The 24,665-nt window shown below is 55.9% G+C and carries 17 protein-coding genes and 3 pseudogenes; 9 read left to right on the top strand and 11 right to left on the bottom strand.

Annotated elements, in window-relative coordinates:
• Positions 1-875 precede the first annotated feature (875 nt).
• Entirely contained in the window at positions 876-1,388 is a 513-nt protein-coding gene (locus HGP16_RS28560; protein WP_168843333.1) for an HIT family protein, read from the top strand.
• Between the two features lie 115 nt (positions 1,389-1,503).
• Here the strand turns inward: HGP16_RS28560 and HGP16_RS28555 are convergent, their stop codons facing one another.
• The gene (locus HGP16_RS28555; RefSeq protein ID WP_168843332.1) at positions 1,504-2,001 is read right to left on the bottom strand and encodes a hypothetical protein; all 498 of its coding nucleotides are present in this window, start codon (positions 1,999-2,001) and stop codon (positions 1,504-1,506) included.
• A 70-nt stretch (positions 2,002-2,071) separates the two neighbouring features.
• The gene (locus HGP16_RS28550) at positions 2,072-2,737 is read right to left on the bottom strand and encodes a CPBP family intramembrane glutamic endopeptidase (RefSeq protein ID WP_168843331.1); all 666 of its coding nucleotides are present in this window, start codon (positions 2,735-2,737) and stop codon (positions 2,072-2,074) included.
• 844 nt (positions 2,738-3,581) lie between these two features.
• Between HGP16_RS28550 and HGP16_RS28545 the strand changes: the two are divergent.
• Positions 3,582-4,175, top strand: a pseudogene (locus tag HGP16_RS28545) (OB-fold nucleic acid binding domain-containing protein); the annotation flags it as partial.
• A 1,138-nt stretch (positions 4,176-5,313) separates the two neighbouring features.
• Here HGP16_RS28545 and HGP16_RS28540 read toward each other — a convergent pair.
• Positions 5,314-6,555, bottom strand: a pseudogene (locus HGP16_RS28540) (IS256 family transposase).
• Between the two features lie 310 nt (positions 6,556-6,865).
• Between HGP16_RS28540 and HGP16_RS28535 the strand changes: the two are divergent.
• Together HGP16_RS28535 and HGP16_RS28530 are read left to right on the top strand one after the other, a co-directional pair.
• Complete coding sequence (locus HGP16_RS28535; protein WP_312867346.1) at positions 6,866-7,540, top strand: GNAT family protein; 675 nt, start codon at positions 6,866-6,868, stop codon at positions 7,538-7,540.
• 63 nt (positions 7,541-7,603) lie between these two features.
• Positions 7,604-8,587 (top strand): phosphotransferase enzyme family protein, encoded by a 984-nt coding sequence (locus tag HGP16_RS28530; RefSeq protein WP_168843330.1) that lies wholly within the window; start codon positions 7,604-7,606, stop codon positions 8,585-8,587.
• Between the two features lie 267 nt (positions 8,588-8,854).
• Here HGP16_RS28530 and HGP16_RS28525 read toward each other — a convergent pair whose 3' ends face one another.
• Positions 8,855-9,349 (bottom strand): hypothetical protein, encoded by a 495-nt coding sequence (locus HGP16_RS28525; RefSeq protein WP_168843329.1) that lies wholly within the window; start codon positions 9,347-9,349, stop codon positions 8,855-8,857.
• A 338-nt stretch (positions 9,350-9,687) separates the two neighbouring features.
• On the opposite strand from HGP16_RS28525, the gene HGP16_RS28520 reads away from it, so the two are divergent.
• Complete coding sequence (locus tag HGP16_RS28520) at positions 9,688-10,731, top strand: hypothetical protein (protein WP_168843328.1); 1,044 nt, start codon at positions 9,688-9,690, stop codon at positions 10,729-10,731.
• A gap of 449 nt (positions 10,732-11,180) precedes the next feature.
• On the opposite strand, the gene HGP16_RS28515 is transcribed toward HGP16_RS28520, so the two are convergent.
• On the bottom strand, positions 11,181-12,506 hold the full coding sequence (locus HGP16_RS28515; RefSeq protein ID WP_168843327.1) for an IS701 family transposase: 1,326 nt from the start codon (positions 12,504-12,506) through the stop codon (positions 11,181-11,183).
• Between the two features lie 321 nt (positions 12,507-12,827).
• On the opposite strand from HGP16_RS28515, the gene HGP16_RS28510 reads away from it, so the two are divergent.
• The 3 genes and pseudogenes from HGP16_RS28510 to HGP16_RS28500 all read left to right on the top strand — a co-directional run.
• The gene (locus tag HGP16_RS28510; protein WP_168843326.1) at positions 12,828-13,475 is read left to right on the top strand and encodes an SOS response-associated peptidase; all 648 of its coding nucleotides are present in this window, start codon (positions 12,828-12,830) and stop codon (positions 13,473-13,475) included.
• A gap of 82 nt (positions 13,476-13,557) precedes the next feature.
• The gene (locus tag HGP16_RS28505) at positions 13,558-13,755 is read left to right on the top strand and encodes a hypothetical protein (protein ID WP_168843325.1); all 198 of its coding nucleotides are present in this window, start codon (positions 13,558-13,560) and stop codon (positions 13,753-13,755) included.
• 423 nt (positions 13,756-14,178) lie between these two features.
• A pseudogene (locus HGP16_RS28500) lies at positions 14,179-15,249 on the top strand (transposase domain-containing protein); the annotation flags it as partial.
• Between the two features lie 730 nt (positions 15,250-15,979).
• On the opposite strand, the gene HGP16_RS28490 reads toward HGP16_RS28500, so the two are convergent.
• Positions 15,980-16,963, bottom strand: a complete 984-nt coding sequence (locus HGP16_RS28490; protein ID WP_246703648.1) for a sensor domain-containing diguanylate cyclase — start codon at positions 16,961-16,963, stop codon at positions 15,980-15,982.
• 215 nt (positions 16,964-17,178) lie between these two features.
• Positions 17,179-18,093: a DMT family transporter gene (locus tag HGP16_RS28485; RefSeq protein WP_168843324.1), complete on the bottom strand. Its 915-nt coding sequence runs from the start codon at positions 18,091-18,093 to the stop codon at positions 17,179-17,181.
• A gap of 418 nt (positions 18,094-18,511) precedes the next feature.
• Between HGP16_RS28485 and HGP16_RS28480 the strand changes: the two genes are divergently transcribed.
• On the top strand, positions 18,512-20,575 hold the full coding sequence (locus tag HGP16_RS28480) for a putative bifunctional diguanylate cyclase/phosphodiesterase (RefSeq protein ID WP_312862969.1): 2,064 nt from the start codon (positions 18,512-18,514) through the stop codon (positions 20,573-20,575).
• Between the two features lie 39 nt (positions 20,576-20,614).
• Here the strand turns inward: HGP16_RS28480 and HGP16_RS28475 are convergent, their stop codons facing one another.
• From HGP16_RS28475 to HGP16_RS28460, 4 genes are all read right to left on the bottom strand, one after another.
• Complete coding sequence (locus HGP16_RS28475; RefSeq protein WP_168843322.1) at positions 20,615-21,787, bottom strand: lactonase family protein; 1,173 nt, start codon at positions 21,785-21,787, stop codon at positions 20,615-20,617.
• A gap of 61 nt (positions 21,788-21,848) precedes the next feature.
• Positions 21,849-22,751, bottom strand: a complete 903-nt coding sequence (kdgD, locus tag HGP16_RS28470) for a 5-dehydro-4-deoxyglucarate dehydratase (RefSeq protein ID WP_168843321.1) — start codon at positions 22,749-22,751, stop codon at positions 21,849-21,851.
• A 38-nt stretch (positions 22,752-22,789) separates the two neighbouring features.
• Positions 22,790-23,764: a mannonate dehydratase gene (locus HGP16_RS28465; RefSeq protein WP_168843320.1), complete on the bottom strand. Its 975-nt coding sequence runs from the start codon at positions 23,762-23,764 to the stop codon at positions 22,790-22,792.
• Between the two features lie 69 nt (positions 23,765-23,833).
• A complete protein-coding gene (locus HGP16_RS28460; protein WP_168843319.1) occupies positions 23,834-24,550 on the bottom strand; it encodes a FadR/GntR family transcriptional regulator in 717 nt (238 codons plus the stop codon).
• Positions 24,551-24,665 lie beyond the last annotated feature (115 nt).

Raw genomic sequence — 24,665 nt, 5'->3', positions numbered from 1 at the left:
TCGCGCTTGTTCAACGGGCCTATAGCTTTGATCACGAGAACAAATAGGCTGGTCGGATCCAGCGATCTCTCGGTATTCCGGCGGCCGAGATGGAAATTCCGTCGGGTTCATCGCTGTCCCTTATGTCCCGGACGCGGAACTTGGCATTGGCCGGTATTCCAAATGGGCCAGCGACAGGACGATGCCGATGATTCAATTCCAGGGAGTTCGTATCAATGCTCAAAATTCGGCCAGCACAATCGACTGACAATGCCGACATTGTGCGGTTGTGACATCAGGGATGGCACGATGCACATGCGGCCCTCGTGCCGTCTGAGGTGCTGTCGTTCAGGACGATTGAACATTTCAATATATGGCTGAAAGAAGCCTCAGATGATTTTTACGTTGCGATGAGCGGTGACATCGTGGGCTTCGTGTCCGTGGAGAGCCCCGAAGTCGTAAAACTCTACGAGGCTTAGGAATGCTCGCGCGGGGAGGGGAACGCATCAGCTGCTATCCGTCGCGAAATTGCATCTGTCGAAAAATCGAGTGCGAGAGGCCGAGCTGCTCTCCACGGCAGGGAACGCCACCGCTGAGAACTTCTATCGGCGCGATGGCTGGATGCTCACTTACACGTTTGAAGATTCTTTGTGGGTCCCGGTGTCAAAATCACCGTTCACCGCGCTGTCGACACATTTTGACCACTCCCGCCACATGGCAAGATCCACCGGCTTTCCATCCGTCAGCAAGTTCATGCTTCCAAGGAGAGACCCGACACTGTCAGATCCTGTCCGATTATAATATTCTTCTAAAAACGCGATCATTGCCTTGAAAGCCTGCTCCGACGTTAGAAGCCGTGATGTCATTTTTCTACCTCTGTAAAAGGGACGCCCACTGTGACTGAGCGCCAGCCATTCGATCTGGATGCATATCTGGACGGGATTGAGACGAGGCCTTGTTTCATCTGTCGTTGCGCCGCCAGGGATCCGGCCTTCTTTCATCATCTTGTATACGAAGACGCCGATACGATCATCTTCTTGAGTAAATATCCGACTCTTCAGGGATACTGCCTTGTCTGCCCTCGTGAACATCGGGAGGACCTGTCGCACGATCTCACCAAAGCCGAATACATTCGCCTGCAGGAAATGGTGTACGTTCTATCTCGGGTCCTTAAAAACCTGTTCGACGCTGAGCGTGTTTACGTTCTTTCGCTCGGAAGTCGTCAAGCAAACAGTCATCTCCATTTCCACGTCGCGCCTTTACCAAAAGGTGTTCCCCTGGCGCAGCAACAATATCACGCACTCATGGCCGAAAACGGCGTCCTGCATATCGATGATGAAGACATGGCGGCTCTAGCGCAGCGCATCCGGACAGCGTTCCTGGCTGAGCTTGCGAGCCAAAATGAATAGGCGAACGAGAACCGTCGACTGAATTACAAATGATCTCCGAGTTCGGCGGGTTGCGAGCTGGGGGGCAATGGGCGAGCTATTCCTTCTACTACCCTAAACCTCCGAAGCCTTGGTCCTATCTGCGATCTTCTAATGGACCGGATTCAGGAACGGGTGCCGGTCGAGACAACCGTCTTTGGACAACCAAGAATACGGCTGCTGCGGCTACACTTGATAAGAAGCCCCAAATCGGAAGAAGAAGATAATACTTCAACGAAAGTGGGGGCAAAGGCAGCAGGTTAAAAGTCGCATGCCAAACGGTGCAATAAGCTACGGCTATAAACCAGTTGTTTGCCTTGAAATAAATGTAGCTCGATGCAACATGAAGAAACTTAACGAGAACTAAGAAATAAGTTGCCAAAATATATGACAAGAAGGTGGACTCAATACCTAGATCGCCAAGGTGCTGCCTGACCACAGGGAAATATAGGCCAAATTCCAACAGTGCGACTGGGAACAATCCCAGAGCCGGGTGCGGCGAGCGCTTGAAGAGCCAAACCGTCACAAACTTTATTACTTCCTCGAAGAAGGCGAGGAGGGCTGTCTTGAAAACGAACGCAAAGCCAAAGGACACAGCTGCCCTCCCGTTTCGAGAAACGCTACTCGGTTGCAACCGCCGCGAGGCGTATTCTTTCGTCGGTCATTCATATTCCGAATATTAAGATGATGTTCATAGCCATATGAAAAGCGCACGAAATAAGTATTCCTCCGCTAAAATATCGTATAACTCCAAGAAAAACGCCGATTAGCGCATAGTCTAAAAATGCCGATAAACTATTGGGAACATGCGGGACTATGTACAACACCGTTGTACACAAAACGATCAGTTTATCATTGTAGTGATGGCTCCGGAGCTTCAGCCACAGATGACCACGAAAAAATAACTCCTCGCAGATCGGTGCGATAATGCAGGTCGTAAGGATTAAAAGGACGCTTGTGGCCGAAAAGCTATAGCTTGCCTGGTCCAGACCCTGCCAAGGCGACTTTAAGAGCAGCAAAACAACGCCCGTCACAAGCGCATAAAGCAGCGAACGACGTTGGCGATCCGGTCGAGCAACCTCTCGAATGCGCAGTAGGATCGAGCCCAAGAGGATTATGTCGATCGTAAGGATCGGTACCACAATGGCTATTTCGGTTCGTGCGGTCGCAGTAACGTCTGATGCAGACAGGACGACACCGGCGATATTGGTGGTGAGGAAAGCCACCAATACGGCGCTTATGATAATTCCAATGTCACCTGCACAGACGAGAAAAATCATACGACAGATGGTTGTCACCCCTGCCAGACATCGCTTCAAGAACTGCGCCATGAACTACAAGCCGCCTAGCTACGTGAATTTCAATGAATGGTTGGGGTCATCGCTGCCCAAAAAATGGACGAATAAGGAAGTCCCATACCAAAAATGAAACAATTGGAGAGAGAAAGGCGAAGTAAATGAAGTGATCTTCAATTCCCCGTAAACCGAAGGGAAACAGAAAAATCAAAAGGGGATTTATGATGGCAAGGGGTATGAGAATGTTAAGATATTTCAACCGTTACCTCCCCAGTATCGGACATAGACCCCGACAAGAACCAGAATCTATGTCCTTTGCAGCGGTTCCGAGAACTATCTGTGGCTTCCGGAGCTACTAACGCCTCTACCGCCGTCGGATGCGGGGCCTCCACCGTAATCACCCATGGCAGTGTAGCCACCATAGTCGGGCGAAGCTCCGCTGTTAATATTATTTTCTACCGAGTTACCGATGGCGTATCCGGCGAGCCCGCCGCCTGCAGCGCCGATCCGACCGCCCATGGGGCCTGCCGCAGAGCCAGCCGTTCCCCCGACTACACCGCCGACAGCAGCACCGATCCGGCCGCCCCATCCGCTGTTTGAACCACTATCAGATGAACCACCCATAAAACTTCTCCTATCTTGCGCTTTGGGTTGAAATTTCATTATGTGATGCATCACAGATAGTATTATCTGTGCCGGAGGATGCTATAATCAACCCCAAAAGTCGCGCCCAATAGGAAAAACAACCATTGGATGAAACTCCAGCATCATTTTCCTGGTTCACAAAAACGACCGGGAAATACACTGGCCATATAGTTGAACTTTCAATCATCTCTATCGTGCTCCGCCTTCTTGGGCTCGTTCAGCCTTTTGTTTTTCACCAACGGTCGAACTCCGACAGATGACCCAGGGACACAACGTCGTCCTCGATTACGGGCACACCGGCCTAACCCTGCGGGCGCATCCTGTCAGCTTCCTTCGCAAGGAACTGGCCGAGCGTCGTGTCGTCACCTGTGCGGAAGCGATGTCGGCTCGCGATGGTCGATGGCTGATGGCGGCCGGTCTGGTTCTCGTACGCCAGCGGTCGGGATCGGCAAAAGGCGTGATCTTCATGACGCTTGAAGACGAGACCGGTGTTGCGAATGTCGTCATCTGGCCAAAGCTGTTCGAGCGGTCCAGACGCGTCGCGCTCGGGGCTTCCATGATTGCGATCAATGGCCGCATCCAAAGGGAGGGCGATGTCGTTCATTTGGTTGCCCAGCAGCTGTTTGATCTGTCGGAAGACCTAACGGGGCTTGCGGATCGCGATCTGGAATTCCGATTGCCGACCGGGAGGGGTGACGAATTCGGTCATGGAACGCCAGGCAGGCCGGAATCCAGGGAGCCATCGGACCAAGGAATGAAGTCACGAGACTCCCTCATTCCCGACCTGCATATCGATCAGCTGAAGGTGAAGAGCAGAAACTTCCACTAAAAGAATCGTTGACACTGCACGCTCTCGCACTGGTTAAGCGCTGTCTTTTGAACAGCAGCTTCGCGTCGCGTCATCAGCGGTCATTGCCGATACTGCAAATTTCTTGTTAATTGCCCGTCGCTGAAACCGGATGGCATACTCAACCTTGGCAGCTCATGTTCACGCAATCTGACCCAGCATACCCTACGATTTTACCGCCAGAATTCGCGGTCTCGCTTATATTTCTCGTCAACATAATTGCGCTTGGCGCGGCGTTTCTCGCCTCAATAAAGATGTCCCGTCTCAAATGGTTGCCGCATGTCATCACATTCGTCTGGCTCGCTTGCTCACCTATTTTGGTAGCCTTTTTAGCTTTGCCGGAGATGTCCGCTGATGAGAGCAATGGCCCTGGCGACGGCTTCCTTCTTTTGCCGGTTATCGGAGAGGTAGCAGCGTGTCTATTGGGATATGTCTTGGTCGGCGTCGCGCATGCTTTTTCGAAGTTAATCTCGCTTATGAAACTCTCTCTTGGGAACCGATAGGCCGACAACCGCTTCGGGCCTGGAAGCCGCCGATAGCCTCGGCCGCCTCGCGCCAATTGCGGACATCAGCCTTTAGCCTGCTGGCAGCCGGAACAAAGGGCGGCGAGCACTGGATATAGGCTGCTGGATAGCTCGACCACGGTTCAATTGTTTATGGAAGTAACGCGACAAAACAACAAACTGAATAATCCAGGGTACAAAATCGATAGATAAAAAAACCCAAGCTCCTCCAAACGCGACAGCGAAAACCGCTGATGGATGCGAATATGCTTGGCTCAAATAATACATCTTGATTGTCCCAGGAACCGTCATGCCAGCAGATACTATTATCTTAGTTGCCAGACCCCATAGTGTCGCTCTCCAGAACATTGGTGCGCCAATATATAAATCGAACGCTTAGCACGTGGTCCCAACAACGACAGGCAATTGAATGGCGACAAAGAGATAGTGCAGCATCGTTGGACTGTAGGTCCCGTTGAACCACATCACGAACAACCAAAAATAAAGAGCAATCGATATGATGGCGAATATCTTCCACAGCATTGAGGATCGCGTCCACATAGGTGGTGTAGCTGCCGGCTGATTGCCGTGCTTTCCGCCCCAGGTCGGAGCGATTATCAGCGTGCCACAGCGGGCAAGCTGATTTGGGGATCATCGCTCATTTGAGCCATGGTCTCGAGGGTCAGGTACCTCCCTCGCTGGACGGTCCATTCATCGTTCGCCTCCATGAGCAATGCGCCGACGAGACGCACGATGGCGTTCGAGCGGCAATCGATTCACTGGATCGATTGCTCTTCGCTCTTACCGTTGGGAAAGATGCCGACGACCTCGGTGCGGCGTTTGATTTCGCCGTTGAGACGCTCAATCGGATTCGTCGAGTGCAACTTCGCCCGGTGCTCTTTCGGAAAGGTCATGTAGGCCAGCACATCGTCTTCAGCATCGTCCATGATGGTGGCAAGCTTTGGCACTTTCGGTCTGATCTGGTCGGCGACGCTGCGCCATTGAGCGCTGGCCGCCTCTGGTGTCTCCTGGGCAAAGGCTGTCGCGATGAAGGCGGAGACGACCCGCCTGCCGTTCTTTCCGGCATGCGCCAGCACATTCCTCATGAAGTGAACGCGGCACCGCTGCCATGTGGCGTTAAGGACCTTGGAAACGGCGGCCTTGATGCCTTGATGCGCATCGGAAACAACCAGCTTCACCCCGCGTAGGCCTCGGCGTGTCAGCCTACGCAAAAACTCCGTCCAGATTGGCTCAGCTTCCGATGTGCCGACTTCCATACCTAGGACTTCACGCCGACCATCGCTGTTGACGCCAACCGCGATAATGACGGCGACGGAAACGATGCGACCGCCACGCCGGACTTTGAGATAGGTCGCATCCACCCAGACGTACGGCCACTCGCCCTCAATCGGCCTGTCGAGAAACGCCTTCACCTTGACGTCGATCTCTTCGCATAAGCGGCTCACCTGGCTCTTGGAGATGCCGCTCATGCCCATGGCCTTGACCAGGTCATCGACAGAACGCGTGGAAATTCCTTGGATATACGCTTCTTGAATAACAGCCGTCAGAGCCTTCTCCGCCATACGACGCGGTTCAAGAAAGCTTGGGAAGTAGCTGCCCTTGCGCAGCTTTGGAATGCGAAGCTCGACCGTTCCGGCTCGCGTTTCCCAATCGCGATCACGATAGCCGTTGCGCTGGGCGAGCCGCATCGGGTTCTTCTCGCCGAAGTCAGCACCGGTGACTGAGCCGACCTCCAGTTCCATCAGCCGCTCGGCTGCAAAGCCGATCATCTCGCGCAATAAATCTGCATCGGCGCTCTTCTCAACGAGCGAGCGCACGTTCATCATGTCATTGGTCATCGGTGGTCTTTCCGTCAGGTTGTGTCTTGAACAACCCGACCCTAGCGGAAAACACTGATGGCCGCCCGCGAAGCCGATCACCCGCTACAGCGCTATGAAACGCGCGGGCGCTCGCCTTCGCTACCTCCAGTCACCTACACCACGTGTTGGGACGCGACCGCATTGACCGCATTGAGGGCTCCCCAGGTGTTCGCCGCCGACGAAGCTAGGTAGTGCGCACTAATAATTAGTAAAGAGATTGTAGAAAAACAGATGTAATCTCATGGGTTGCAGTTAGTTTGATTGCGGCTCTGTTAAAAAGGTGTCTGCAATGGGCCGCAAGCTGCCGAGAGCCTCGGCGGGAACGCGCCAAATGTCGTCATTGCAATACGTTTGCGGTTACCTAGACTTCCGATGGCGGAAAGCATTTCGAAAACGGATGGCGATGGTAGGAATGGTGAATTTGAAAGGTAGGAACGTCAAACTGCGACCCGCGTCTTCAGAGGACATTGACGCTCGTCTGTCTCTTGGGAACCATCCCGAAATCATCGAAATGTTTGGGATTAGTCTGCGTGACGTGAAGCCTTTGACCAGAGACGGAGCGTCACGATGGCTTCAAAGACTGATCGGCAATCCGAATGCTTGGATCATAGAAGTTAGCAACCGATTGGTCGGGGAGATAAGGCTGGACAATCTCGATTTCCGCGAACGCCGTGCGTCCATGGCCGTTGGCATTTTCGACCCCCAATTGCTGGGCCAAGGGATTGGAAGCGAAGCTATTCGCCTTGTGAAACACGCCTTCGAGCATTTGCGATTGCACCGGATTGGAATTCGGGTGCTTTCTCACAATAAGCGTGCGATCCGGGCCCATGAGAAATGTGGTTTCGTGGTTGAAGGCCGCGAGTGTGAGACTGCGTTCGTGAATGATATGTGGCATGACGATGGCCAACCCGGACTTGCTGACACCAACTTGGCGGCGGGTTCGGCAGTTTTTCTTGTTCTCTAAAGTTGCAAATATCGGCTCGGTACGACAGAATTACCTTGAAGGGCTTCTCCTAAGGAACTGACGATGCTCGACTTCGAGGCACGATACTCGACCCCACAGGTTGAGACGATTGAGCGCTTCATCGGTAAGCATTATTCGCTTGCAAGCCCGGTTTCTTGCAGATTGCTCCAGCGTGGCTTGAATGATGTTTATCTTGTTATTGCGAGCGACGGCGGGCGTTATGTCTTTCGCCTTTCCCACCAGCGTGCGCGTGGTCCAGCCGACGTGCAAACCGAAACGGCTTTCCTGACCCACCTTGCGCGATCCGGAGTTCCGGTCGCCGCGCCCATTCCGACACGCGACGGCACTTTGTTTCTTACGGGATATGCGCCGGAAGGGCCGCGCGAGGGAGTGCTTTTCCAGGCGGCCGACGGTCGCGACGCAAATGCGGCAGACGCTGGCGATGCTTGGGCCAACGGGGAGACCCTTGCCCTCGTGCACAATGCCGCCGGGTCATTTCCATTTGAAGGGGCAGTGTATCGTCTTGACCTTGAACACTTGCTGCGCCGACCGCTCGTGCGAATACGCGATAGTGGAATAGTGGAAGATGCCGAAGTCCTCAGCGATCTTGATAATATCGCCGCGCGGACCGCAAAGGCGATTGAAGAGTTCAGCAATCTGACCTGGACGTATTGCCATGGGGACTGCCACGGCTTCAATTCGCGTATCAATGACGCTGGCAAAGCAGTATTTTTTGATTTTGATGATGGTGGTCCAGGATACCTTGCTTACGACTTGTCGGTTTTCCTGTGGGCGAAAATATCCTTTGGTCGGAAGTTGACCACTATGTGGGATGCGTTCATCGATGGATATCGAGCAATCCGGCCGATAATTCCAAACGACTACGAAGCAGCCCACCGGTTTGTGATCGTCCGTCACTTTTGGCTCATGGGCGAGTACGCGAGCCGGGCGCAAGAGTGGGGCGACAATGCTATCGGCTGGGTTGCCCGGGAAGCAAATTTTCTCAAAACATGGGAGACCGAGCAATTCGTTGATCGCCTGTTCTGAAAGTTATCAGGGCAATCAAGAAGGGGAATGCTACCCAACGTCCGCGAGTATCGCGAGCGCAAAAACTCTTCAACCAGCTATGCCCCACATGAGAAACTGTTCGACGCATACGCGGGAACGAAAGTAATTTTGAAGACCGGCCGTGAGGTGATCAATCATGTCGAGGCCATTTCGGCTATGACCGGTTAGGACCGACAGGGGGAACGCGCTAGAAGCGGCCATCGGGATGCCGACGATGGTTTTCCTTCGAAGACGACGTGCTGTGGTTCAGACGGGGTCTTTGATATCAGGGCGATACGTGTAAATGCCGTCCCACTCGATAACGTCTTTTGGCCGAACCCGCTTGAAATGGGATTTCAGCGGCAACCCCGTATCAACTGATATCCAAAGCTTAAAGTTATCTACCTCCTGGTACGATAAGTGGTCGTAGGACCAGATTTCCGTCTGGACGCCGTCTATCGTTTCGCTCCCAAGATGTTCGCAGTTCTCGATATCATTGGTTTTTGAATATTGGCGCGGTTCTATATGCCACGGTTTAGAACCAGCATGCCACCACTCCTTAGTGTCAACATACAAGGTGGTGAAATGGGTTGCCTCAAGATAACTGGTGCCGTCCAACCGGATTCGCGGTGTGGCATTGAATTTATTCGCCATCGCTTTGACAGACGCGCATGCATCATCTGCGGCAAAAGCGGGCGTCATTTTGGCGATGGGGGCGCACATGGCAAGTGCCGCCATCAGAGCCATGACGTGTTTCTTCATGAAAGTCTCTCCCAACCTGAGCGTCCATCATGGAAATACCAGAGGTAGTAAAAGTTGTCACGTCGCTGACGAAAGTACGATTGCATGGAAGCAATGAATGATCGAATAGGCACTGTCGAGGGAATTTCGAAAGGTTTTTGTTTCTGCGCTGATTTCATGGAGGGCACGTCTTTCGCGGCCTCGTTGAGACTGGTCTGCTTCTACCAGTCATATTTTTAGCCTCGTCGCGCATCACGACGGTGGACGCTGTTGCATGCAATTTGACCGAAGTTTTTCATGATTCATCTTCAGGTTGATGCCATAGATGATCATGTTGGGGCGGGACGGACGACGACTTCATGCAGTACATCGGGCACTTTCTCAGTTTTGTAGGTCCGGCCTACGGCATTGGCTTCCTCGCCCTTTGTTTCTGGTGGCGTTGGTGGCTGCTCCTTCTCGCTGGGATCGTTGCGGCAGTTTTGGCCAAAATCGAATACGCGAGTGTCACGTCCTCTGACGGGCCCGGCGTGGCGTTGGGAATCCTCCTCGTCGTCTTCGTGATGATTGGGGCCGCCAGCGGGTTTGTAGCGAGCGGGATTGTGCTGATCGGCCGCACGACCCAGTCGCAGGCGCTGCGGGCCATGTACGTGCTTCCCGCCGTCTTCATCTTAGGCTTCGGCAGCTATTTCGCGGTCACCTGGTCCCAGCAGAAAATGAGGGAAGCTCACTATGCACCACCTGCTGCCGCATGCCTCGACAACCTGCATCCGGCGCGGATCGCCGATGTCGACGTCGCAATTCCGGTTGCGCCCGGTATTTTCCTCTACGGCAACGGAATGAACGACGACCATTACATTCTTTGGAGCAATCCAGACGCACGCTCCTTCTGCAGGGAGGCGGATGGAGGCGGCGCGACTTTGAAATCAGTGGTCTTCATGCTGGATGGTACCCCCTCGCGGAGAGAAACGGAGACCAAACGACCGTTCTGCTCGCGCCCACATCCTGAATATCCATGGGCCGAAATGGCCTGCCACCTCATTCCGACGGACGTTATACCCGACAAGCCTGTCGAAATAACGGTTTCCGTTAAAGCCCAGGGCTTTGATCCCTGGGCCCGCGAACGCGAAGCCATGTTGAAAAACCAAGCTATCGTAGGGCCCGATGGCCTCCGAACATATGGCTCGCAAAATGACTTCTATCTGATGCGGCCAGACGGATATTTCGCCCGATGCCGGGATTTTCATTCTAAGAGCCAACCCTGGCTCTATTGCACTGTCACCGAGCAGTTATCAGACCAGCTCGCCATCTCGTACGATTTCAGGAGCACGACGGACTTTTTCATGACGCAGTCGGCTATCATCGCAGCCAATGCCAGAGCCATCTTCAATTCTCTAAAACCATAAATTGCTGGTTGATCTTCGACAGGGATGTCATTCCTCAGCACGAAGTCATCATCGACGAGCTTCGCACGCTGCTATGTGAAGTGACGCCCTCGGAGGCGCGTTTGGCTTCGACGGCTGGGGGATTGTGCGATAGCTTCACGAGCGCTTTTGCGTTTTGCTGTGCATGCGCAAAGTTGCTTCCGCCTCCTCTACCGTGGGGAGGGGGCGCTCAAGCCGGAGTCTGTGAAAAGCGCCGCAATTTGGATCAGGACATCCGCATGAAATTACATCGACGTGGTAACGTTTGGGGCCGGTTCGCTTTTGCAATGCGTTCATGCGTTCGGCACTTTTGATTGTATCGATAATCGCACCACGGCTTAGTTCTACTGTGTCATTAAATTCTGAGACGGTAGATTTTTTGGCAGCATGGACATCGGCTGATTTGTCTTGCGATAGCGACTGTCAGGTACTTACGGATCGTTGCGATCGAGTTTGGAACGTGTCGTTCCGGACGGATTGGGGGCGCCTCGGGGTCTAGGACGATTGGGAATGGGAGTGTTTTTGCGGATTTGGTGTGCTGAGGGGGGAAAAGCGGCGCGTTCGCGGATGAGAAAGCCGTAAGCGGCGATTGTGAGGGTGGCGTGGTGATGGAACCCGCGCCATCCTCGGCCTTCGAAATGCGCCAGGCCCAATTCGGATTTGAGTTCCTGGTAGTCGCGCTCGATGCGCCAGCGCAGCTTGACCGTGTCGACAAGCGTGCTGAAGTCAGTGTCTTCGGGCAAGGTCGATAGCCAGTATTTGGTGGGTTCTTCTTCTCCTTCGGGCCATTCCACCAGGAGCCATTCGACGGGATGGGGAGTGTCCTGCTCGAAGTCACGGGCGGCGGAGCGCACGCGAAAGCGGGCAAACCTGGAGGTGAGATCGCTATCTGATCCCTCACGCCAGGTGACGGTCGAAAAGTCCGACACTCGGTCCATAGCCAGGGCCTTGGCTGAGAGCGGCGCATGTTCAGGGCTGCGTTGCAGCCGTGAGGTGGGGCGTCCGTGTCCGCTCCAGGGCTTGGCGGGCAAGGGCTCCTGCCCCGGCGACCAGAAGGTGGCATTCGATTGAATGCCAACGGCGTAAAGCAATCTCAACTCAGTGAGGGCGGTACGAAAACCACCCCCGTTGCCATAGCCGGCATCGGCCAAGACGACACCAGGAGCGACGCCATCGGCCAGGGCTTTGCGTATCTGGTCGAGAGCGATCTGCGGCTTGCTCTGGAAGATCACGTCCTGCGGTATGCCCGCCTTTTTCCGGCGGACTGGATCACCGGCCCAGGCCTCCGGTAGAAACAGCCGGTAAGCAACCGGCAAACTGGCGGCATGGTTGGCCACCGACAAGCTCACCGCGACCTGGCAATTATCCTGCTTGCCCAGGCGACCACAGTACTGCCGAGCCACGCCCACCGAATGCATGCCCTTCTTTGCGATGCCGGTGTCATCAATGATCCAGGCAGTGATCGCCCCACTGCGCTCGATCGACGGCAACACCAGTTCACGGACCTTGGCCAGAACCAACGCATCGGACCAGCCGGCCTGACCGACGAAATGCAACAGGGACTGATGCTTCGCCGAGACCCGCGACGGCGCCAACACCGCCGCCATCGGCTCAACGCTCTTGCGTTCTCCCGGCAACAACAGCCCGCAACAATAATCGTGCAGCGGTTCGATGCGATCCGCGTGACCGAAAACACTGGTCAACGAAGACAGGTAGGATTCAAATCGACCAGATAAGGTAGCTTCAGATACAGACATCTTGAAAACTCGCGCCAAAATGCGAATCGGCAAGCTATCAAATCTCGAACATCAGCGAACCCAGAAAGTTTTATGACTCAGTAGAATTAGGAACTTGTTTGACATTGAATGCGCTCGTTTTGGTGCATGAGGGTAAAGCGATGGAGATACAGAATTCTCTCAGTACCATAGGCTGCTCCGGAGAGAAATCTCTCGCGTTGGCTTAGACACCGTATTGTCAAAGCCCATGGGGCCTTAGGCTGGGCGATGTAACGTATCTTAGTTGTGATTTTCGCGAACGGCGGGAAACCGGCCTGATCTGATTGAAGGGAACGCTTCAGCATGTGCAATCTATATACGGTTCGGAAGTCGGCTGAAGAAGTCGCTCGCTATTTCGGGGTAGCCAACCCAGTTAGATCGAACTCTCCAGAGGAGGTCTATCCGGGCACTCCCGGCATTGCCATCATTGAGCAGGATGGCGCTCGGGAAATGCGGTCGATGACCTGGGGTTTTCCACTGCGCCTCAAGACGATGAAACCCGAGGCAAAGCCGATACCCGTGAACAACGTTGCCGAACTGACGAAGCCCATGTGGATCGGGGTTGCTCGCAAACCGCAGTGGCGTTGCCTGAGACCTGTCACGCATTTCGCCGAGCCGGAGGGACCAAAGGGAAAGAAGACGAGGACTTGGTTCAGTCTTCCTGATGAACCGATCTTCGCGTGGGGAGGGCTTTGGCGTATTTCCGATGAATGGGGGCCGGTCTATTCCGGTGCCATGACAGCGGCGAACGAGGCGGTTTCGCCAGTTCACGACCGGATGCCTGTAATCCTACACCGGGATGATTACGAACGATGGATGAAAGGTAGCCTCGACGATCTGCTTGCTCTTCAGCAACGCGTGTATCCAGCGGAATTGATGACGATGGAGCAGACGAGCGATTTGTGGGTGAAGAGAAAGGTGTCCGTAGAAGAGGATGCCCAACTGCTGTAGGTGGGCCAGCCTCGCTCGCGACTTTATGCGCCTCTCGATCGCTGACGCTATAAATCAATAGTCAACGAGGCGAGAGACCATTATGCATAACGTATCATTCAGCTTTGACATCGAAGACGCCGAAGATTTTAATCACGCGGCGATGCTCGGTTATGATCGGCTTATTGTGGCTGCACGGCACGGCCACGCCTGGGCATCTGTCGTAGATTCCTTGGGACATCGCAGGAATATTGAGATTGAGGTGATGTCTGACACTTCGATCAAGGCGACGCCGATTTAGGGTGTAGAGTGACGGTGGAAATGAGCTTGTCGGGTGATCATGCTCGACAAGATTTTACTTCTCGCCGAGCAATGCGGCTACAACAATGTTCGGTCATGGACTATCCTGCGTGAGCGACAGGAAAAAATAAAGGCTCTCTTTTTGGGTCGAGGCTCCTTCAGAGTTGGCATGAGCCGACGGCATTGACCGAGTTCGAGTGGCGCATGATGGCGCGGACGTTGGCCAACTCACCGTACCGATCAAGATTCATTCTCCGGCAAGTTTGTGCACGGCTGCGACAAGTTCTGGTTCGAAACCGACGGCAAAGGTATAGCAGCGGTTGCGGTTGAACTTCGTGCAAGACCCACTCATTGAACTCATGATGCCAACTGCTTCCAGACCTACAGGCCCTTGGCGAAGCAATGCTCCACCTGACGCTCCATGTTCCGGGCGAGGGGACTGACGACCCGCGTTGCTATCGCCGAAACGTGGGGGGCTGCCCATGCTTGTGCGCGTGCCATCAACCGCGAAACCGTCATCATACTACCTGGAGAGACGGCTCGTGCCGTCGAACACCTGCCTATCGCTCGCCTGAGGTTGCCGGGCAAGGTCGTCGGTGATCTACGAACGCTCGGTTTCAGAACAATTGGCGAGCTGTCAGCGACAATTGGCGAGCTGTCAGCGACCCCACGTACTCCACTGACTCTTCGGTTTGGTCCCGAAATCAGCAGGCGGCTCGACCAGATGTTTGGTCGTGTGAGGGAGCCAATCGATCCTATCCGGACACCGGAGCTAATCGAAGTCAGTCGCTCCTTCGCTGAGCCTATCGGCGCAGCTGAAACCATCAACAAATATGTGGGACGCCTGATCACGCAGCTTGTCTCCGAACTGCAGCGCAAGGGACTCGGTGTCCGACGAACGGACCTCATTGTCGAGAAGGTCGATGGCGTACGGCAAGCCATACGAGCGGGAACCGCCAAGCCAGCTCGCGACATCGCGTGGCTCACCAAGCTCTTCCGGGATCGCACCGAAAAGATCGAGCCGGGTTTCGGCATCGAGAAGCTGACGCTCGTTGCTATCATGACGGAACCGCTTGGAGATGAGCAGCGGTCGTCTTCACTGGTCGGTGACACGGATAGGGACATTACCCCCTTGATCGACATTTTCGGCAATCGCGGGCAGCGTGTCTATCGGATTGCCCCCGTCGCGTCTGACGCCCGAACGCAGTATCTGACGCACCACACCGAGGACGGCAGAATGCCGATCGACGACAATCTTTTGGAACGTGATATCAGAATTTTTGCAACTGGCAGAAAGAGTTGGTTGTTCAGCGACACTGTCGACGGGGCCAGGGCCAGCGCCATCGTCTACAGCCTCATGCTGACCTGTCGCGCCTGTGGCGTCGAGCCATTACCCTGGTTGCGCCACGTTCTCACCGAGTTGCCCCAGCGCACCGAGGACGCCGATATCGACGACCTGCTGCCATTCAACTTTCCCAAAGCAACTGCGGCCTGACCCCAAACGATGCGTCCACCGAAAGCGGTTGGTCATCTCGAAAAACGTCAATGTGCATGGAATTGAGCGCTTACGAGCAAACTGCGGGAGCCGCATCGCGATGCAATTACGCCAAATGGGCACCAGTCGGCGCCTCAATCTGCAGAATTGTCGATATCACGTCCGTCTGTGTGCTGGTGTCGGACGCCCACGCCAATAGTCAATCCGGTTCTTCGTTCCCGTAAGTGGCGTTTCGTTCCGCATAATCCGGTCTTCGCTCCGGTTTAACACCGACATCCGGCGGCACGAGATCAGTTCCATAATGTATATTATCTGCTTTCAATCTATAGTTGCATAATCGATAGTAAACAACCACTGACGGTCGGCGTACAGCACTTCCCGGCAGATCAGTTGGTGTCTTGGAGCAACTTCGCGACGGGTTTCTGCGATGGTGCAGGAGCTTCATGTCTGGCTGAAATCGATGTTGTGAGAACAGCAATGATTGCAACAGCTATATAAGTGATCGTCCCTTTAGGCTTACGGTCAGATACGCAATGCCTTGTCGATTCGAGCGGTCGTGAATGTTCAGACATCTTGGTCCTTTGTTTTGGAAGGCGGGACTTTAAATGATCAGCGCTCCCTAATGAACCACCAGAATTGCGTGCCTCCCTTGCAGAGGACGAATACCAGTCGAGTTTCGGCGCACCGACCTTGTCGAAACACCAGACAAGCGTCCGAACTCGCCTTGAAGTCATCCCGCGGATCTGAACGGGCGCGGCTCATCTGTCGTCGTGCAATGAGCGACAAGACGAGCCCGCCCCTGTGTCTTGGCCCGGTACATGGCCTTGTCGGCTTCCTCGTAGAGCGTGGCCGAGGTCGTTCCCGGCACTGCCCAAGCGATACCGACGGACGCGCCGAGGACGATTCCGTCACGAGCGTCCCATTGCATTTCCTGCACGATACGGCTGGCAGCATGTTCGACATGCCCTACCGAAGTCCCGGTATAGATCACGGCGAACTCGTCGCCTCCGATTCTTGCCACCAGATCGGCGTGCTCCGCAGCGCCCGCCAGACGCCGCGCCGCCTCTACAAGACACGTATCCCCCATCCGGTGGCCCAGAGTGTCGTTGACACGTTTAAAGCCATCGAGATCTATCAGCAGAAGAGCTGTGTTGGTCTCCAATCCCGATCCGCAGAGCGCGTCGAGGCGTTCGTGAAAACTGAACCTGTTGGGCAGCCCCGTCAGATGATCAAAATCCGCCCGGCGGCGGATCTCGTGCAGCATCATGACCTCAGCCGTAACATCCTGCTTCAGGCCAAAGATGCGGACCGGAATATCATTTTCGCATTCGACCGTCGCCGTGATCCTGATCCAGCGACGATTGCCTTTGCAGGTGACGATCTCGGCATCGAGTGAGAAGCTGCCGCGCTGTTCGATGGCTGCATTTCGAAGTCGTGTAAGCTCCTTGGATGCCTCTGGCGAATAGAGCGCGACGATGTCATCGCGGACCAGGGGTTCTCCCGGTTGAAGATCGAACAGCTCGTAGACCATATCCGTCCAGGAAAGCCGCTCATCCGGAAGGCTGCACTCCCACACTCCGATCCTGGCTGCCTTGGAACAGCGGTCGAAAACCTTTTTGAGATGGTGCACATCGTGTGATGGGTCGAGGCGATCAACGCCTGAAATCTCGGAATGGCTCCGCATTCTTCTCATCAGGGACGACAGCAGGCTCATGTTCCCCATTCCACTCGTTGGCTTCTATAGGCTGCCACGGATTTGTTGATGCGCGGTTTATCGTAACGGGGGATGAGCACGAATCCTAGTGGGGTGGCCCAAGCCCTCCCAATCTGCTTGGCAAACCTCTGCAAATGCATGCGGCGTCGTTCCCAGACAGGCGAGTTGCCGTGATCGCCGGAGATATTCAGTGAGATAACGATGACGTATCAGCCTCAATGCCCATCCGGGGCAATGTCGTCTTTTGGGATCGTAGCAACCATGTTCTTGCGATGGAAAATGAAGAGCCCGGCAAGGACAATGATGACAGAGCCGATGACGATCTGGGCATCCGGAATATCGCCGAAGAAAACAAAGCCCAGGATGATCGCCCAGAGGAGCAGACTATACTGCAGCGGAGCGAGCAGCGACGCGGGGGCAAGTTTCAATGATCGAGTGATCATCAAGTGCGCGGCGCCGGCAACAACGCCGAGCGCCAGCATGGCGCCGAGATCGAGTGCCGATGCCGCGCGCCAATTGCCGATGCTGAGCACCAATCCGGCCGCGAGGGCGCCAACCGTCTGCCAGGTAACAAGCGTGGCATCGCTCGTCTGCCGCAGCCGCCGCCCGAGCACAAGCGTCATCGCGAATGCGAGGCTGCCGCCAAGGCCGAAAAGCGACGGCCAGGAAAACATGGCGGCGGACGGTCTGAGCGCGATCAATACGCCGACGAAGCCGACGAAAACGGCCAGCGACCGCCGCCAGCCGATCCTCTCATCCAGGAAGAAATGCGAGATAGCGGCGACATAGATGGGGCCGGCCATGTAGAAGGTCATGACGTCGGCAAGCGGCAGATAGGCAACGGCGGCGTAAAAAAGACCGACGTCAAGTGTTGTCATAACTATCCGCAAGACCTGCAGCGGCGGCCTCTCGAGGCGAAAGAGCGCATCGCTGCCCTGCCGCGCGATCATGGGTGCCAGGACTATGAATGAACCGAGCGAGCGGATAACCAGTATCTGCCCGACGGAGAAACTCGCAACCAGCCACTTGCCCATGGCATCATTCAGCGAAAACATGAAGTCGCCGACAAGCATCAGAAGCATGCCGGCAAGCACGAGATTGCCACTCGCCGCTGCTCTGCGAACGTTCATGTCGTTTGTCCTTGCGAATCCTGCATTTCTCCCGCCTCGGCTTTAGCGGTTTTCACCCCTACTCCGCAAGGCGACCACCACGCCTCAAGCTGAATATGATCGGCATCCGGCGCGGCAACACGAACGAAATTCAAATTACAATATGAAGTGTCAAGCTATGGCTTGTGCTCGACTTTATGATTTTCTCCCACCATGCAGCGCGACGCTTGCCAAATCCACCCCTCCTTCACCGCCGCATGAATGCTCAGCAACCAGATTCTTCTGGTCAAAGCTCCGATAAATATGCCTTTACGCTTTCGTTTAAGATGGCCAAAATGCCCCATCTGTTTTCATGGTTGCATAACTGCTTGCCTCTATTGTCCGTTCACCACGTGAGAGAACATTGATGACACAGCGGCCGGGTAGATCGTCGAAGTCAGTGAATACAGATGCGAACGATGATGACCGGCATGTCCGCGAGCTGCTCGAATTGCTCCGGGCTCAGCATCTGTCGCTCACCGAGCGTTACGAATGGCTCGAAGCGATGATCAATTACGTGCCCGACTATATCTACGCCAAGGATAGAGACGGCCGTTTCCTCTTTGCCAACCAGGCTATCGTTCTCAACAACGGCTTTACACATGTCGCTGAAATGATCGGCCTCACGGACGCCGAAATTCACCCGATGGCCGACGCGCGTAAGATCGAGGAGGTCGAGCGTCAGGTCATGGAATCAGGCGAAGCCGATCTCGGCGTGGAAGAGCGGCGCCTCAAGGGCGAAGGCTGGCTGATGATGTCGCGCGTTCCGTTGCGGGATAGAAACGGCAACATCATCGGTGTCGTTGGAGCCTCGCGCGACATCTCCGCTCGCAAGCGTGCCGAAGAATTGATGAGCGCGCAGACGAAACTCCTGCAGGATGTGGCGCGAGGCGTCGATCTTGACGACCTTCTGAAGGATGCCCGATCCCTCCTTGAACGATTGCTCGACGGCAGGCAGGTCGACTTTGTTCTCGACAGCGAGCAACCCGAATCCTTGAGTGGCGACATTCTGGAATTTCCGATCTTCTCGCGGGATGGCGGCAAACATGGGGCGCTGGTGACGGTGAAGACCGACGGCGACGAGGCCGGGCTCATGGAATTCCTCGCGGGCATAGCGCAAACGGTTGGGATAGCGATCGATCGTCATCGGGACATCGCCCATATTGCCTATCTGGCCGAACACGATGCGCTCACCGGGCTACCCAACCGCATGCTGCTCGACCGCAAGCTCAGCGCCCTGCTGGAAAAGGCTTCGCGAAAGCAGAAGCCCCTGGCCGTTGCCTTCGTCGACCTGGATAATTTCAAGCTGGTGAACGACACTCTCGGCCATGCCGCCGGAGATGAATTGCTGATGGCGGTGGCGCAGCGCATATCGACCCATGTCGGTCGCCGCGGCATCGTTGCGAGGATAGGCGGTGACGAATTCATCATCGTCCTGGAGGAGTCCTCCGATTCCATATACGAGAGGCTCACCGCCGTTCTCGAGGCCATATCCAAGCCGCTGACTATCGACGGCGTCGAAATCCGTGTCGGCTGCAGCATCGGTGTCGCATGCGCCATGGAGCACGGCGATACCGCCTCGGACCTGTTCGCAAGCGCCGATATGGCGCTCTATCGCGCCAAGGAAGCGGGGCGCAACTCCATTCGATTGTTCACACCGTCCATGGCGGAGGACGCCCGCAACAAGCTGAGCCGGATCGAAGAGCTGCGGCGCGCGGTGGAGCGGGATGAGTTCGTGCTGCATTACCAGCCGCAAAAGGAGATCCGCAGCGGCAGGGTGATCGGCGTCGAAGCGCTGGTGCGGTGGCAGCATCCTGTCGAGGGCTTGTTGCCGCCCGCAGACTTCATTCCGCTGGCCGAGGAAACGGGGATCATCGTGCCGCTCGGCGAAATCGTTCTGCGCAAGGCCTGTCAGCAGGCCCGAGCATGGCAGGATCGCGGCCTGCCTGAGCTGCGTATCGGCGTGAACGTATCGGCCCGGCAATTTCTGGAAAGTTCGCTGACAAACCAGGTTGCGTCGGCACTCGAAGCGGCAGGTCTTGATCCGAAATGGCTCGAGCTCGAACTGACGGAGAGCTTGATCATGCGCGATATCGAGGGAGCGATAGAGCGCATGCTTGAACTGAAGACGCTGGGCGTCAGTCTCGCGATCGACGATTTCGGTACCGGATATTCGAGCCTCAGCGCCCTCAGGCGCTTTCCGCTGTCCCGATTGAAGATCGACAGATCCTTCATTGCCGACATTCCGGACAAGCCCGGCGATATGGCTATTGCCTCCGCCATCGTGTCGCTCGGCAGAACGCTCGAACTGGAAGTCGTGGCAGAGGGCGTGGAGACCGAGGAACAGGCCCGCTTCCTCGAAGGCGCCGGATGCGAACTGCTTCAGGGCTATCTGCTCGCCCGGCCCCTTCCCTCTTCCGAGGTGGAAAGCCTGATTGCAGGGATGGCCGTGAAGGCCGGATAGCGTATCCAACGCTTGGGCGTTTTCTGCATAAGGCGGCGCTTAGGGTAATGTCACGATCTCGATCCAGTTGGCGCCGGCATCGACCGGATATCGACCGACGGATGAGAGCGTGCCGCTTGCCTGATCGATGGCATAGACCGAAAGCTTGTCGGACTTCTCGCCGGAGGCGACAAGGAAGCGGCCCGACGGATCGATGCGAATGCCGCGCGGCTGCTGCTCGGTGGGATAATTCGTGACGTAGGTCAACTTTCCGTCGCCTGCGGCCACATGGAAGAGAGCGATCTTGCTGGTGGTTCGTTCGGTCGTATAGAGGAACTTGCCGTTCGGCGTGATGCCGATATCGGCAGCCCATACCTTCGGCTTGCCGTCATCGGCCGGAGCTGCGCCTGGCGCGGTTGCGTTGAACGCTGCCGGGGCCGGCGGAGCAATGCCCGGAAAAAGTCCGGCATCATCAGGAACGGATTTCACGCTTTCGACTTCGCTCAACGTACCTTTGGCAGCATCGAGGGCGTAGTGGATGACGTGGCCCGTCAATTCCGTCAGAACATAAACGGATTTATTGTCCGGCGAGACAATGATGTGGCGCGGCCCGAAGCCCGGCTTCGTCGTAACCTTTGGCGGATTGTTCACCTCCAGCATGCCGGTGGCCGGATCGAGCACGAACTGCAGCACGACATCGGAACCAAGATTGGTTGCGAAGACGTATCTGCCGGTCCGGTCGCTTACGATCGAGTGCGCATTGCGGCCGGTGAGGATCATCTGCCGTGCACCGTCGGTCACAAGCCCATTCTTGGCGATCGGCAGCACGGCGATCTTGTTGCCGCCATAAGACGCGGTGAACAGCAAACGGCCCGACGGATCTGTGGAGACATAAGGCATGCTGTCGGGCAAGGCGGCGACGGCTTCCTGGGTGAGTTTGCCGGTCGTAGGATCGATCGCCAGCGTCAGCACCCGATACGGCTGCGAACGGATGACGGCATAGAGATGTTTCTTATCGGCACTGACGGTCATCGGCATGACCATCTTACCCGCATCGAAGGTCGAAACCTGCAGGAGCTCGCCGGTGTTCTCGTCCATGCTGTAAGTGTCGATCGCTCCGGCCGTTGCTGCCGAAACATAAACGAATGTCCTTGCAGAAGCGCTGCCAGCACCCGACACCATCGCCGCCATTGCGAGCACCGATGCGGCAAGTCCAAAGGATATCTGTGTCACGCGTCACCTCCCTCCAATACAGATCGTCGTTATCGCAAACGATTGGTCTGATCCCGGATCGTCACCCCGCCACGGCGACGATCTTTTCCAGCACAGCCATTTCCTCTGGCGTCAGATCTGTCAAAGGCGGCCTGACCGGACCCGGATCCTTGCCGACGATACGCAGGCCCGCTTTGATGATGGAGACGGCATAACCTTTCTTGCGGTTGCGCAGGGTTACCAGCGGGAAGAAGAAGCTCCGCAGAATATTGTCGACCGTTGCCTGATCTCCGGCCCGCAGCGCAGCATAGAAACGCTGCGCCAGAGCGGGAACGAAATTGAAGACCGCGGAAGAATAGGTTGTGACACCTGCTGCGAAATAGGCCTGGGCGTAGACCTCGTGTGTCGGCATGCCACCGACATAAACCAGACGATCGTTGAGTGTCGTGGTGATCTCGATCACCTTGTCGACGTCGCCGACCCCATCCTTGTAGCCGATGAGGTTGGGGCATTCGTCGGCCAGTCGTGCCAAACTCTCGGCGCTGAGCACGGCATTGTCGCGATTGTAGACGATGACGCCGATACCGACGGACTGGCAAACTGCCTTTACATGGGCGATCAGGCCCGCCTGCTCTGAAAACAGGAGATACGGCGGCAGAAGCAGCAGACCGTCGGCGCCGGCCTTTTCCGCGGCCTTGGCGATTTCGATTGCGAGCGACGTTCCGTAGCCCGCTCCGGAAATGATCGGCGTCTTGCCGGCCGAAGCCTTGGCGGCACGCACGACCTGCGGGATTTCGGAGGGGTTGAGGGAAAAGAACTCACCCGTCCCACCGGCCGCGAAAAGCGCTGCGGCGTTAAAGCCCGCCAGCCATTCGATATGGCTGCGGTACTTCGCTTCGTCGAACGTCAGATTCTGATCAAAATGTGTGACCGGGAACGATAGCAGGCCGCTGCCAACTGCTTTTTTCAGTTCAATCGGGTTCATCGTGGAATCCTGTTTCAATTCAATTGGGGCAACAAGGTTCAGGCCTGTTCGAGCGCTTGAACGAGCGCTGCGATGTAACCATAGCAAAAGGCGAAGGCGACGCCGGTCGGATCACGGCCGCTGATCGTCGGGACATGATCCGGCATCAGCATGTACCGATACCCGACTTCCTTATAGATCCGGGCGGAGCGGACCATGTCCATGTCGCCCTCATCCGGAAAGGTCTCCATGAAGGACAGCTTGCCGCCGCTGATATTGCGGAAATGGACGTTGAAGATCTTATCGCGCGTGCCGAACCAGCGAATGATGTCGTCGATTTCCTCGCGCGGATTGTCGAGCATCTCGCCGATCGATCCCTGGCAGAAGTTCAGCCCGTGATAGGGGCTTTCACGCATGAGGACGAATTTCTTCAAACCCTCCACCGAGCCCAGCACGCGCGTGACGCCGCGATAGCCCGGCGGCGTGTAGGGATCATGCGGATGGCAGGCGAGACGGACGCGGCTGCTTTCCGCCACGGGGATAACACGCTTAAGGAAATAATCGATGCGCTCCCAGTTTTCATCTTCCGACAAAACCCCTGCAAGGCCGGGTGCGGCATTGTGGTCCGCCTTGTCCCAGCGGAAGCTCGCATTCATCGAGCCCCCTCGCCCCGGCTCTTCCGGGGTGCGTGGAATGCCGATGAGATTCAAATTGTATTTTGCCGCGGGAATGCCGGCCGCCGCCACATCTTCGATCAGCTTGCAGACCGAATCAATCTGACGATCACGATCAGGCCCGGCGAGAAGAATATCGGGATAGGACGCCTTTTCGATCGGCTGCGACGGCAACGGAAGCTGGACCATGTCCAGGATCAATCCGAAGCTTTCCACCTTGTCGCGATGACGTTCGAGATCGGATAGCGTCCAGCTCTCCGGCCTCCCCGGCGGATCGGCGCAGATGTGCTTCACCCCCAATTGCGCAAAAACCCGATAATCATCGTCGTCCCGCGCGTCGACCTGCGTTCCTACATACACCCGGAATGTCTCCCGTTCGATTTCATAATGTCATATGACATAATATGAATTTTTAGAGGTGTCGAGCCCTTATTGCGGTTGCTGCTCGGCGAGGAAGCGATAGCGCCGTTGGCTCGCCATCATGTGTGCCCGCATCGCCTGGCGCGCGCGTTCGGGATCCTGGTCCGCAATGGCCATCAGGATCTCGACGTGCTCGGCATGGACCTTTTCCAGATAAGCCCGATCATTGGCTTCCGGCAGCGTTGGGAACTGGCCTCGCGGGATCGTGCGGGCACCGAAATGCCGGAGAACGTCGACATAGAATCGATTGTTTGTCGCCGCGGCTATGGCCATATGGAATTCATAATCCGCCTCGACCGTCGGCAGCCCCTGGTCGATCAGCATCGCCATTTTTCGATTGGCCGCGGCGATCGCCGCTTCCTGCCCGGCGGTTCTTCGATAAGCGGCGATCGCCGCCGCCTCCCCCTCTGCCGCCATACGAAACTCCAGCAATTCAAGGGTTTCCGGGATATTTTTAATCTCAACCGGCGTCAGGGCCAGTCCGCCGCGTGCCGTCAGCTCCGCGACAAAAACACCCTTGCCCTGAATTGGCTTGACGAGCCCGGCAGAGCGCAGGTCGGCAATCGCTTCGCGCACGACCGTGCGGCTGACACCAAACGTCGCCTCCAGCTGCGGCTCCGTCGGCAATTGATCCCCCACCCGCAGCCTGCCCGTTTCGATCTGCGCCCGCAGTTGATCGATCACCTGCTGCGCGAGTCTTTGCCGACCTCTGCTCATCGTCGTCATTCCTTGATCCCCATCTGGTTGCCGCCGATTGATCTGCGCGGGCTTGCCAAGCCCGCTGATCTTCGATAATCATAATACGACATACGGACGACATAATACGTATTTATAGTAATCC

This window comes from Rhizobium sp. P40RR-XXII (assembly GCF_012641405.1).
In the GTDB taxonomy this organism is placed as follows: Bacteria; Pseudomonadota; Alphaproteobacteria; order Rhizobiales; family Rhizobiaceae; genus Rhizobium.
This window is presented reverse-complemented; position numbering and strand designations above follow the sequence as displayed.